14 protein-coding genes are annotated in these 11,782 nt (G+C 35.2%); 5 read left to right on the forward strand and 9 right to left on the reverse strand.

The window, feature by feature from the left end:
• Positions 1 to 334: 334 nt before the first annotated feature.
• The 7 genes from AC1DDK_RS24575 to AC1DDK_RS24605 all read right to left on the reverse strand — a co-directional run bounded on the left by AC1DDK_RS24575 (position 335) and on the right by AC1DDK_RS24605 (position 5,271).
• Positions 335 to 586, reverse strand: a complete 252-nt coding sequence (locus tag AC1DDK_RS24575; protein ID WP_216854465.1) for a HepT-like ribonuclease domain-containing protein — start codon at positions 584 to 586, stop codon at positions 335 to 337.
• 72 nt (positions 587 to 658) lie between these two features.
• On the reverse strand, positions 659 to 970 hold the full coding sequence (locus tag AC1DDK_RS24580; RefSeq protein ID WP_172662703.1) for a nucleotidyltransferase family protein: 312 nt from the start codon (positions 968 to 970) through the stop codon (positions 659 to 661).
• 62 nt (positions 971 to 1,032) lie between these two features.
• Positions 1,033 to 1,449, reverse strand: coding sequence for a hypothetical protein (locus AC1DDK_RS24585; protein WP_337716031.1), 417 nt, complete (start codon positions 1,447 to 1,449; stop codon positions 1,033 to 1,035).
• Between the two features lie 31 nt (positions 1,450 to 1,480).
• On the reverse strand, positions 1,481 to 1,852 hold the full coding sequence (locus AC1DDK_RS24590) for a hypothetical protein (RefSeq protein WP_172662701.1): 372 nt from the start codon (positions 1,850 to 1,852) through the stop codon (positions 1,481 to 1,483).
• A 413-nt stretch (positions 1,853 to 2,265) separates the two neighbouring features.
• On the reverse strand, positions 2,266 to 3,819 hold the full coding sequence (locus AC1DDK_RS24595; RefSeq protein WP_337716029.1) for a TlpA family protein disulfide reductase: 1,554 nt from the start codon (positions 3,817 to 3,819) through the stop codon (positions 2,266 to 2,268).
• A 96-nt stretch (positions 3,820 to 3,915) separates the two neighbouring features.
• Positions 3,916 to 4,167, reverse strand: coding sequence for a hypothetical protein (locus AC1DDK_RS24600; protein WP_172662699.1), 252 nt, complete (start codon positions 4,165 to 4,167; stop codon positions 3,916 to 3,918).
• A gap of 57 nt (positions 4,168 to 4,224) precedes the next feature.
• Positions 4,225 to 5,271 (reverse strand): hypothetical protein, encoded by a 1,047-nt coding sequence (locus AC1DDK_RS24605; RefSeq protein ID WP_477634138.1) that lies wholly within the window; start codon positions 5,269 to 5,271, stop codon positions 4,225 to 4,227.
• Between the two features lie 481 nt (positions 5,272 to 5,752).
• Here AC1DDK_RS24605 and AC1DDK_RS24610 point away from each other — a divergent pair, with 481 nt between their 5' ends.
• From AC1DDK_RS24610 to AC1DDK_RS24625, 4 genes are all read left to right on the forward strand, one after another.
• Positions 5,753 to 7,078, forward strand: a complete 1,326-nt coding sequence (locus AC1DDK_RS24610) for a hypothetical protein (RefSeq protein ID WP_477634139.1) — start codon at positions 5,753 to 5,755, stop codon at positions 7,076 to 7,078.
• 527 nt (positions 7,079 to 7,605) lie between these two features.
• On the forward strand, positions 7,606 to 9,036 hold the full coding sequence (locus tag AC1DDK_RS24615) for a serine hydrolase domain-containing protein (protein ID WP_337716026.1): 1,431 nt from the start codon (positions 7,606 to 7,608) through the stop codon (positions 9,034 to 9,036).
• A 119-nt stretch (positions 9,037 to 9,155) separates the two neighbouring features.
• The gene (locus AC1DDK_RS24620) at positions 9,156 to 9,380 is read left to right on the forward strand and encodes a hypothetical protein (protein ID WP_172662695.1); all 225 of its coding nucleotides are present in this window, start codon (positions 9,156 to 9,158) and stop codon (positions 9,378 to 9,380) included.
• Positions 9,381 to 9,562: 182 nt separating this feature from the next.
• Complete coding sequence (locus tag AC1DDK_RS24625) at positions 9,563 to 9,844, forward strand: hypothetical protein (RefSeq protein WP_172662694.1); 282 nt, start codon at positions 9,563 to 9,565, stop codon at positions 9,842 to 9,844.
• Positions 9,845 to 9,985: 141 nt separating this feature from the next.
• Here the strand turns inward: AC1DDK_RS24625 and AC1DDK_RS24630 are convergent, their stop codons facing one another.
• Together AC1DDK_RS24630 and AC1DDK_RS24635 are read right to left on the reverse strand one after the other, a co-directional pair.
• The gene (locus AC1DDK_RS24630) at positions 9,986 to 10,393 is read right to left on the reverse strand and encodes a DUF3997 domain-containing protein (RefSeq protein ID WP_172662693.1); all 408 of its coding nucleotides are present in this window, start codon (positions 10,391 to 10,393) and stop codon (positions 9,986 to 9,988) included.
• A 262-nt stretch (positions 10,394 to 10,655) separates the two neighbouring features.
• Positions 10,656 to 11,132 (reverse strand): hypothetical protein, encoded by a 477-nt coding sequence (locus AC1DDK_RS24635; protein ID WP_172662692.1) that lies wholly within the window; start codon positions 11,130 to 11,132, stop codon positions 10,656 to 10,658.
• 129 nt (positions 11,133 to 11,261) lie between these two features.
• Between AC1DDK_RS24635 and AC1DDK_RS24640 the strand changes: the two genes are divergently transcribed.
• A complete protein-coding gene (locus tag AC1DDK_RS24640; RefSeq protein ID WP_337716024.1) occupies positions 11,262 to 11,711 on the forward strand; it encodes a hypothetical protein in 450 nt (149 codons plus the stop codon).
• Positions 11,712 to 11,782 lie beyond the last annotated feature (71 nt).

Consider the following 11,782-nt stretch of genomic DNA (forward strand, 5'->3'; position numbering starts at 1 on the left):
TTCTTTTAGCGGAGGGTATAAACTATTCACACAGATCGGTTGACAGGGCATTGATAGGGTCTTTCTAATAGTTAACTCTCTTAAGATTATTGGGGCTGGAGAATGAAATATTAAATATATATAGTTTCGACTATCCCTTGTAGCATCAGACCTTACAAATGGTTCGGTCATGGCATACTAACGAAAGGAGTTATATAGGTGTTTCATAGGTGTATTGTAGGTGTACACACCTATGAAACCTGAATGAAACGGAAATGTTATCCGGATATTAGTATTATGCTTAAAGAACCTTGACCGAACCATTTGTAAGGTCTAACCAAAGCAAATAATTTTTCTAATTCTCTGAGATGATTGCCTGAATCTCTGCTTCAAGATCAGGTAATTTAGATACTATTATATCCCAAACGATGTCATAATCTACTCCAAAATAATCGTGAATTAACCGGTTACGTGTATTAGACATTTTTCTCCATTCTATATTGGGGTATATAGCTTTAAACTCATCATCAATTTTGGTACTAGCCTCACCAATAATTTCCAAGCTTCTAATTATAGCCCTTGATAGAACAGGATCGTCAACTACCAAGTCTCTATTTTCCCTTTGACAGCGTTTAGTATAAAAGAAACTTCTTCAAGAATATGCTTAAATAACTTAACATTAGATGGCAACATGCTCAGCTTGTTTTAAAATATGTGAGCCAATATATTTACTTAGTGATTGTGGTGTCACCAGCTCTACTTTTCTACCTAGCAAGTCTTCTAAGAAGAATGACAAATCCATAAAATTATCATAGCTTTTTTGGCTGGGGTCGAAATCGACTAAAAGATCAACATCACTATCCACATCAAGTTTCCCAGAAATAAACGAACCAAATATGCTCAAGCTCGAAACTCCATAAGATTTCAGCTTCTGGCTATTAGCCTTAAGTAATGATATTAATGTCCGTTTATTCTGAACTGCAGTTTGCATAACACAAAGATACTAAATAATGACAATCGTCATAAATGTAAGCCATTAATATCAAGTAGTCGCTATTTATTTCCAGGCCTAATTAACTCATTTTTTCGGGGGGTTTTTAGGATTTTTATGATCTCTCTTTTCAGTTCCTTACTCTCGTAATATTCAATACAATCCATTAAAATAGGCTTACGCCCTTCATAGTCATCAACTTGAGTTGGAGTAATTGAGTTCATCAGTTTCTTTGCCAATGAATCCAGTTTATGGGCGTGGTTAGTAGAGCCAAACTCATCACCTACTGCGTAGTATACAGCGAGACTGATGTCCTTAGAACCAACAACTTCCTCACCAAATGCAAAATAAATGCACGCCGCCAGGAAATACTGACGATAAACCTCTCTCATTTCTTTTGGTGAAGGTATCTTTTGTGAATAAGCTTGGCTTATGAAAAAAGAAATAAAAATCACAATAGCACAAGCTTTTACTTTCATAGTATAGTTTCCTTTTGAAATTACTTATGAATTAATTCCAAATATTTGTTCCGAACAAAATGCCAATCAATTTACGGTCTTGTCTATACTTATTAAAATCTGCCGGTACGCCTAAGTTGAGTTTAGTTCCATCACAATAGTATTGATGTTGATTAGTTGAGCTAAACTGGGCGTTTTGTATTTCTATAACTTCACTATCATTATATCGATAAAGTACTATACCGTTAATCGTGGGCTGACCCGACATTTGTGAATATTCGTCCTTAAGCCAGGCTATATTCTTTAATGGATCTTTTGTTCCACATACCGTTAATACTTCTTTTCCATCAAGCGTTGCCTTTTTTTTACAAGAAACGGCAGTTATTATTAATAATAAACAAATTAAGCTGGAGATTTTTTTCATATAACATCTTCATTTTATAATGATTACATAAATCTAATACAAATCCTAAACATCTGCATCAGTTATCATGACTTAAAATATGACTTCGGACAATCTATAATTAAATACTTTCGAGATTATTTTGTTTCCTATATTTACTTATTGACCCTAGTACATAAAAGCAATAAAGCAAAACTGCTAACGATATTATGAAAGTTGGCACAAGATATTTTAACGGGTAAGGACTTTTAGCAAGATCAGTGAAATAGCAAATTATACATATTAAAGACAACGGAGCTACAAAGCCGCTTAATCCGATTAGTCCAGCGGATATCATTTCTTTAGCTTTTAAATTTTCCATAATAATTTAGGTTGGTTTGCTAAAGATAGCGATTATTTAAAACGAGCATTTATAAACCATTGGCATCCTTGGGTCACTTCCAATAATCAATGGGAAATTTCCCGGGAAAGTACTTTTGGAATTCGCTTTTCATGTTGTAAGAAGCAAAATTATCATCCTGTATTTTACCCTCTTCTGTTACCAATACATACCGGGGGATTCCATTGAACCTGAATAGCTCTCTCAGCGCCAGATACTCGTCAGCCGTGATTCTATGCGTATTTAACATCAGATTCTTTTTGATATAATCGTCATAAAATGCAGCTCCTGTATTTTCGCTATCTGTTACATATACAAAATCAAAATCAGGATTGTCCTTATATTTCTTCCGGAACTCCAGGCTGCTCTCTATTCCGGCACGGCATGGTCCACAATTCTCCGCCCAAAAATCAACGATCAACACCTTTCCTTTTATTGGGTTAATGATTTTTTTGAATACGGCTGCTGCTGTGGTATTAGGTAAGTCGTAAGCTACATTTCCTATTTTATATTTGTCATACATTCGATCCATCTCTCTCAGCAGAAAGGGTTCTTGCACGGTTTTTAATAAATCAGTGGTTTCCTGGGCAAAACTTCTCTTTTTGTACTCGTAGAACTTAAAATCAGAAGTTAATGAGCGGAGTTTGGCGATGTCGTAAACCAAATTGACCTTTTTATTTTTACTGAGATAGGCCGAGTCTAGTTTCAAAAAGCCCTTGGTTTTCTGGTTTTGAAAAAGAATCTTCCGTTCGAACACGGGGGAAAACTCAAAGCGGTTTACAAACGTCGAAAAATCATTGGAAACTAACAGCAATTGATCATCCAAATCAATCTTACTTAAAAAATCGAAGTAGTTTTCAGGCATGGGCAACTTTAATATTTCATTGTCCGGCGCCTGTTTCTGGTAGTAGGTGCGCGACATTTCGTAATCGAACAAATAAACGGCATAAGTCAGATCAACCTGGTTGGCTACCAACTTCCTTACCCTCTCCGACGTCTGCTTTACCTCCATGGTACTGTCTACCTTTTCCCTGGTACTTTCCCAATTGCGAAGCTGAGCTTGCTTAAAGTCATTGGGCGTCTGTGTTTTCCGATACTCATCTAAATTATTGTAGTCAGGGCGGGGTGGCTCAATGGCAGCTAACTGATCGTTGATCGCCTTATTGACGCCCAGGTATTCAGTGGTCTTATCACCTAGAATGATCCCGGTGGTAGTCCCTGGCTCGGCATAAAATTTTATGCTTTGATCATTAAAATGTATACTGGAAGACATGGGATGTATAGCCGGCAAGCCACACTCAAATCTTCCATCTTTGTAGATCCTTACTATAGTTGGTAAATCTTCCCTGGTAATGTTATTTCCATGGTAGATGATGCCACTGGAATATTTCGCGTTTTTATCATACCCTTTGATATAGCCAACGATTTTAATAGAATCGCGCAAGAAGAAGCCTTTTTGGATTGCTTTACGTTTTTTAAACGCCGTTTTTTCGGTCAGCCATTTCTGAACATACATCGGTACCGAAGCATCAGCTTTGGGTTGATCTGTGGTTTGTGCCTTGGTGATGAGCACGAGAAAGATGAGCGCGAGCAAGTTAAAATATTTCATGAGTTCGGTTAATTTTCAAATGAATATACCGAATAATCATTGCATTTCCACAGGCCGAACAGTATTGATAGGCTACAAATTGCCTAAATCTATATTTTAGCTATAATTTTTAGTGGCTGTTTTGAGATAAGTGAGCATCCAAACAAAAATCGCTACGATGGCTAAATCGTATAGTAAATTTAAAGATATAAAAGAGATCATGAAAGAACTTCCCTCTACCCCCTCGAAAGTCTTTTTTTGCAAATAAGGGAACAGAAAGCCTAATTCGACAAATGAGAAATGATTCCATAGTAATGGTAGTGCAGACATTAATGCGAAACACAAAACCCCAATTAAAAAATATTTCATACGTTTAAGTTAAAATGTCAATTTATGGGACTACAAGCGTTTTATAATTTAGTCATTTCACTTCGTGGTGATGAGAACACCCCAAGAATAACCCTCTATCAAATAATCTTTTTTTAAGGTATTTTTATCTATAATAAGTACACTCTGTAAATTTTCATTAGTAATGCCCGAAAGGCCTGCTTCATGATCTTTCAACAGTGGTTTACCATTCAAAATATAGAATATACTGCTTTCTTCGTCTGGACTTGGCACGTGCTTCAGATAATCATCAGATTTCGATTTCAAAGATGTCCAATATCTTTTCTTGACAAAAGAGATTGTTTCCATGTACACTAAACCATTCTCAGCCTCGGCTCCAAACCGATCTGTAGCGTTCTTACCTTTATAAACAGTAACCACAGCTATGGTATTCGGATCTACGCTATTCATCTCACCTCTAAACACCTGAACACTATCCAATATGAATACCGGATCATTTGTTGTCTCTACCAAAGTAAAAGATTCTTCAGATGGCACATAACAAGACATCACTAAATCAACACCTTCAATTGGTTGGTTTAAATAATATGCTTCGTCAATCGGATACATCGGCTTTTTGGATCTGTCAATCTTAACGAAAAAGGAAATAGTATCATTTGACAGATTCCAATAGTCTGAACAGCCTCGCGAACCCCATTTTCCCTCAAGCGTTGGAAAGCGCTTAAAGACATCTTTTGCCTTTAACTTACTAATATCAATGTCTGTATTATCAATGAACTTGCCTTTATAATCGGTAGTGAGCCTAATTTTACCGATCAAATCTCCGTCTCGTTCTTGTTGAAAGATAAGTCCTGGTTGTTTAGTAGTAGCAAAACCTTTTTTAGCGATGTATCTTGAATCTAGCTGCTCACATCCGGAAGAGTAGTTCATTTCTTCCACCTCTATTTCATGAAGATCATTGTAATTTTTTCTTAATTCAGTAATCGTGGTGCCACAAAGCGAAAAGCCTAAAATGCTGACAACAGGCTTGGTCTTTGTACTTATGGTTGTGTTTTGGCTCTTTGATGATAAAGCAAAGAAGAAAACTAAAAGGAGTAKATAAATTTTTAAGCGGTTAATTTTCATGCCCTGCAATTGATTTTTCTAAGGTAAGAATATTGTTAAACTTAATTCACTCACCAACTTCTCTTTTCTCGTTGTTTTATTATATATATATTTTTTCTACCCATATTAATAAAGAATCACCATCTAATATGGCTGATGTCTTATGATTTGGGATTAAATCTTCTGCAGCAGAAAAAATTGTATTCTCAATCTGTGAAATTACATTCTCAAAAAATTAAACTTGGAAATAAATTTTTAGTTACAGATTAATATTGCAATACATTATACCAACTAATGGGTATTGTTTTGTAGTTGCTTAGAAAGTATTTTTAATAAAAAAAATAATACGTTTCATACAATAAAATCGATAGCTGTTTTAAACAAATTCTGTGCTCTGTCCTATTAATATTCTTTATCGGTAAATAGTATTTTATGTTGAACCAAATTCACGTTTTTTAATATCCGCCAATCAAAGTATTTTTTACTCTAAATAAGCTCCGTCATGAAACTCTCAACTCTAAAAACAAACTTGTTTTTAACTAGATGCATCGTCATCACCTCAATGTTTATAACATTTAACTGTATTTCATCAAATGTTGTAGGACAGGAATTGAAATTTCAAACCCCGTCTCCGCTTAGCACAAAAAAAGAGAAGGCAGATAAAAAAATCACTATCCAGTTTACCTTGGAAAAAGCAACAAAAGACACCAAAATTTCCTATAAAGTCCTGAAGGATAAAAGTTCGGCCATTGACAGGGACTATACTTTGGCAGATGGTGAAGTAACCGTCAAATCTGCAGACAAATACAAGGATGAGGTCGAAGTCACCATCAAAGCACAGAAATTTACTGAAGCCCTGCGTGAGCTTTACATCAATTTCACCTATAAAGATGACAAGGGTAAAGACCAGTCTACGGAATTCGTAGTAAATATTTTTGACGCCAATGACGGAAGTGCGGATGAACCCCAATACACTGCGAGTGAGGAAGAAAAAACTAGACATGTTGGAATAGAATTTTACACCGGAGGCAGCCTGGATTTCTATAACAATCTGAAATTTCAAAAAATCAGCGGTGAGCTTTTCATATACGCAAATGATATTACTGGTCCGGATGACCGACTAGGCGGCTTCCTGGGAATCGCAAACTTCCAGAATTTTACACGCGATTCCTCAAACGTGAATGTCAGGCCTCAGTACATACAAATAGATACTGGTAAATACATACCAGGCAAAACTAAATACCGGAGAAACATTTTCATAGATCATTTGAAAGTACATACCAGTCAATGGAGTTACTACTTCAACCCAACTTTCAGACTTAACAATAACAGGAGCGATTTCTTTAATATATATTTATCATTTAGAATGGAAGCTTTGGTAGTATCAACCACAAGAAGTTTTGATACCGACACCCTACCTAGCGACACCTCCGCTCTTGCGTTAACAGACCCTGTATTTCAGTCTGGAAAAGGTTTCTTATTACAGAATACTACTGATACCCAAACAAGTGGATACTTCAGTTTTGGACTCCCAATGTTTTTAAATGCGAAAAACAAAGTCAAAATTTATCTTGATCCTAACCTGGGAGTTGCTAACTACAATTTAGCATACTATAGGCCTAGGGAGGGTCAGAGGGGTATGATAAAAAATGTGCTCTCTGAAAAGAAAGCATTCTATCTAGTAAGGGCGCGTATAAGCGAACAGTATTCCGGCTTKGGCGTGACCATTGGTGGAGAAATCAGAGGTTTTTTAAAGGATTATGCACCCAGTATTAATGCCTACTTAGGAATTAAAGCAAATATTGCTGGGCTTTTCAGCAAGAACTAGGATAATGTTACTGACATTTTAAGAATGGCATGATCGATTTTCGCATGTTTTTGGATATGAAAATAATTATGAACAATTCGAAAAGCGTTACGGATTACAATATCATATCTTGCTATGCCTATGAACTTACCGATCGATTACTACTGTTTTAATGATGCGTCTGATACATTGGAGTTCAAGAATAAGGTTGAAGAACATTTGAAATAGTATTCAATCTTATTTAAACAAACATTTACACCCTTCCTTTGGTAGGATCACAGAAGTTTTTAGCAGGGAATCTATATTAACTGGCTTGTATTTTTCATTCTTGCTGGTTTGGCCTTTTAGTCCAATAGACAACAGTATAAAACATTGAAGTAATAGTGCGATTTTCATGAGTGGTTGATTGAGAGGCATTTTTAAATATACTATATTTAAAAATATAATACCACATAGAGTTTTGCCTGGTTTTAGTAAGCCCTTTTATCACTTACTTTGTTTACTTTAGTAAGTAGCTCTAATGTTTACCTTTTTAACGCGATCATTCAATGCCAACTATAAATCGTCGTCATCTCATCATTCACATCTCTTTCCTTTTAACGCTAGGCTTAGCCAGCTGCAAGCCCACAGGTTCGGAACAAAAAACAACTGCTATTGCTAAGTTGACGATTCGTTATATGAATGAGAATAAGCCAGACAGCGTTTATTTACTATTTGGAGAAACCCTCCGAAAACAAATTCCAGTAGTCAGATGGGCTAGTATTTACAAAAAACAGATCTCGGGATTGTTACCCTTAAAAAATCTAAGCTTAGTAAGCTGGAAAGATTCAATTGGGATATACAAAGTGACTGGAAAAATACCCCTGCAGATTATGTTTGGTAATCTGGATAAAGACGGCAAGATGAATACATTTGCCGCTCTGTCATCCACAGAAACGGCAAAGAAAACACACAAAGTAGCTACCGACAACAAATTAATCAACCACCTGGATAGTACTGTTGATAAGGTGGTTTCCACCTACATCCAAACTAAAGGTAATGTTGGGGTAAGTACAGGTGTTCTTTATAAAGGGAAGAGTTACTTTTATAATTACGGTGAGCGCAAAATGGACACGAAAAGTCTGCCCGATAATCATACACTATATGATATTGGTTCTATAACTAAGACATTTACCTCTACCCTGCTTGCTCTGGCAGTTCATCAGCAAAAACTAACTCTTGAAACATCAATTACCAAGTTTCTACCAGATTCTGTGGCTGAAAACCCTGCGTTACAAAAGATAACATTTAAAGAACTTGCCAATCATACCTCTGGTTTACCAAGGGATGCCGACAATCTGGGAGCTACGGTTATTGATGCCAATCAGCCTTATGGTAACTATAAGGTTAAGGACTTGTTTTCGCTTCTAAAGCATTTTAAACAAACAACAGTGCCAGGCGTAAAGTATGGATATAGCAATTTAGGCGTCGGGCTAATAGGTGTATTGTTTGAAAGGATTTATGACAAGTCTTATCAGGAACTTCTACGGCAGTATATTACCCTGCCATTGAAAATGAATGAAACTATGTGCTCCATTGACAGCACCAAATTTAGTAACCTTGCTCAAGGTTATAATAGTTTCTCTCAGCCAGTTCCTTTTTATCATCTGCAGGCTGTTGAAGCGGCAGGTGCCATTAAAAGCTCAACATTTGACCTTATAACTTATGCAAAAGCACAACTATTCTCTTCTAGTCCCACTCTTGATACAGCTATAAAATTAATACATCAGGTCACTTTTGATAAAAAACCGGATATAGTTGGACTAGGTTGGTATTATTTGCCAGATAACAAAAACGTTATGACTCATACTGGCGGAACAGGTGGTTATCTCAGCAGTATTTGCATAGATCTGAGTAGGCAAATAGCTGTGGTTATTCTAACGAACAATACAAATACAGGTCATAGCTTGGGTAATAATTTAATCACTGCGATTCATTAGTAAAGTTGATAATATGCTGAGTATAACTTGCGCATTTAACAGTCTAATGATTAGTAATGGTCTAATGATTTAAAAGTGAATCAGGATTATTAGTAATTATAAATCTAAATTTTAAACGTATGTTATTCGCTTCTATCGGTACTGGTAAAATTGTATTAATTCTAGTTGCTATTGCTATGCTATGGGCATTAGGACGTTATGGTAGAGATACGCGCATAGGTTTTGGTGGTGTTATTTTGCTTGGGCTTTTCCTTACCCCATTGATTGCATTTATTATTATATATTATTTAATAACCTGCAAGATTAAAAAGACAGGTTTAGCCGAAATCTATATTAAAAATTAGATGACAATATGCTCGGCTTGTTTTAGAATATATGGGACTTGAAGGGTCCGTTGGCGACAGTTCTTGGGGTATATACGCCGGAATATTTAGAGATAAATATTATATTGAATGGATTGTGGAGTTTGACCCGACTAAATAGTGTAAAATACCTATTTTTATATATTTCCCGAGAAATTGCTTTCATGAAAAAAATAAACTTAAAAATACTGCTGATTTCAATCATTTTTCTTGGGATTTTAACCGCTGTTAGCTTTGTTGCTGTAGGTGCCGAAGAAGAAGGAACAAGCGGAGGCAGTTTGGCAGTATTAACGCTTTCAAAATTATTTTATGTACTTAGATTTCCGACACATACTTTACTTTGGAATGTTATGGGAGACAATGAATACGTTTTTTTTGTTTTGCTGGGAGTAAATGTCTTGATATACGGATATCTTATTGAACGGCTGTTTTATAAATGTACCTGATTACATGTATTCAATGTCGCCATCATCCTACATATTCGGAATTTCTTGATTCCAATAACTTGCTTTCGATAGCCTGATTCAAAATCATGGTTTATTCATAATGGTTGTACTTCACTTTTTATACAATTGTAATGTCTAAATCTAATTTGCTTTGGACACCCTTTTAAATTCAACCTTCTTCAGCCCTAATTCTTCTATTTTAATTTGAAATTCCTCTTTAGCAAATGGACCTAGTACGCCATTTTCAGGAGTGATTGTCTTTTCCATTTTTTTAATAATATAATAATTAAGGTCAGATTTATTATTGAAATCTTTTGATTGCTTAGCAATTATAAACTCTTCATTATTTCCAATTTCAATAATCTTAGAAGATAAAACCCCTACAAAATCACCTGTTTCTAATTTATAACCTATGTAAATATCTCTATTATAATTATCTGTAGTTGTAATAAAATAATTTCCTAGTATTTTTTGTCGTTGAAATTCACTACCGACACATGACGATATTAGTAGCGCGTATAAAACTATAAAAAGCTTACTTATTTTCATTTCAACTATAATTCTTAATAGTTGTTTTGAGATAAGTCAGTATCCAAACGAAAATAGCTACGATGGCTAAATCGTATAGTAAATTTACTAATATAAAAGAGATCATGAAAGCACTTCCATCTATCCCCTCGAAAGTCTTTTTTTGCAAGTAAGGGAATGGAAAGCCTAATTCGACAAATGAGAAATGATTCCATAGTAATGGTAGTGCAGACATTAATGCGAAACACAGAACCCCAATTAAAAAATATTTCATACGCGTAAGTTATTCGGTTGGCATTATTATATCTCTTATGATAAAGTCTCTGGTAATGCCATATCTTTCAAATTTACCAATTAGCATTTGGACATGTAATATTACTTTTGGCCCGAATTGATCTCCCCATGAGTCCCATATCAGGTTGAATAATCTTCTATCTTCACCACCTATCGGGATATATAATGAACTATCTCCAACTTTAAATTGACCACTGTCATCCGCAAATTGCCACATTACTTCCGGGTGTTGACGCTGAAACATTAGAAATCGGTGTCTATGTACGCCTGAAATTGCGCCCAGGTTCTTATCATAGTTCGCCGTAAACTGAATATTAGTAATAGAATACCCTTCCTTTGGTAAGATCACGGGAGTTTTTAGCAACGAATCAATATTAACCGGCTTATATTTTTCATTCTTACTAGCCTGGCCTTTTAGTCCAATAGAAAATAGTATAAAACATGGAAGTAATAGTGCGATTTTCATATTGGTTGATTGAGAGGCATGTTTAAATATACTGTATCTTTTGAAATATCTAATAAACATATTTAGTAAAATATACTTGACATAATGATATATATGTTTTACATTTGATCAAGTAAACTAGATATAAATATGAAAAATCAATTTCTTCTTCCTGCAAAGTTTCGCCTTATCGGTTGGGTTACATTTTTGCTTTTCTTGGCGTTAGGTATCCTCACGGAATCTTATGGGTACAACATACCAGGTTTTCAGATCTATTATCCTAATGACGGTGGATCTGCAGACTACAATTTAACTAATGAACTTGCATTTTCGGGTGTCATAATTGGTTTAATTATGGTTTCGTTCGCCAGGCACATTAATGAAGATGAACTAATAAGCAAAATTAGATTAGAATCGTGGAAATGGGCAGTCCTGATAAGCTATGCGATCTTATTAATTTTGAATTTCACATCCTATGGTCTTGGGTTTGTGTTTATAGTTACTTATAATGTAGTTACGCTTTTGCTTGTTTACATTATAAAGTTCAACTACAGCTTGTATTTGTTGAATAAAAATTTAAAAAATAGTGAAGACTATTAATTGCCCATGAAAAATTCAATACGAGTCCAACGGGCAATAAAAAATATAACTCAAGCTGAGTTAGCACAGCT

This window comes from Pedobacter sp. 05T44 (assembly GCF_056395985.1).

Excerpts from the sequence above, each read along its gene's own strand:
- AC1DDK_RS24590 (WP_172662701.1), bottom strand. The coding sequence starts at position 1,852 with ATGAAAAAAATCTCCAGCTTAATTTGTTTATTATTAATAATAACTGCC.
- AC1DDK_RS24630 (WP_172662693.1), bottom strand. The coding sequence starts at position 10,393 with ATGAAAATAAGTAAGCTTTTTATAGTTTTATACGCGCTACTAATATCG.
- AC1DDK_RS24580 (WP_172662703.1), bottom strand. The coding sequence starts at position 970 with ATGCAAACTGCAGTTCAGAATAAACGGACATTAATATCATTACTTAAG.
- AC1DDK_RS24595 (WP_337716029.1), bottom strand. The coding sequence starts at position 3,819 with ATGAAATATTTTAACTTGCTCGCGCTCATCTTTCTCGTGCTCATCACC.
- AC1DDK_RS24635 (WP_172662692.1), bottom strand. The coding sequence starts at position 11,132 with ATGAAAATCGCACTATTACTTCCATGTTTTATACTATTTTCTATTGGA.
- AC1DDK_RS24620 (WP_172662695.1), top strand. The coding sequence starts at position 9,156 with ATGTTATTCGCTTCTATCGGTACTGGTAAAATTGTATTAATTCTAGTT.
- AC1DDK_RS24615 (WP_337716026.1), top strand. The coding sequence starts at position 7,606 with ATGCCAACTATAAATCGTCGTCATCTCATCATTCACATCTCTTTCCTT.
- AC1DDK_RS24640 (WP_337716024.1), top strand. The coding sequence starts at position 11,262 with ATGAAAAATCAATTTCTTCTTCCTGCAAAGTTTCGCCTTATCGGTTGG.
- AC1DDK_RS24585 (WP_337716031.1), bottom strand. The coding sequence starts at position 1,449 with ATGAAAGTAAAAGCTTGTGCTATTGTGATTTTTATTTCTTTTTTCATA.
- AC1DDK_RS24625 (WP_172662694.1), top strand. The coding sequence starts at position 9,563 with ATGAAAAAAATAAACTTAAAAATACTGCTGATTTCAATCATTTTTCTT.
- AC1DDK_RS24600 (WP_172662699.1), bottom strand. The coding sequence starts at position 4,167 with ATGAAATATTTTTTAATTGGGGTTTTGTGTTTCGCATTAATGTCTGCA.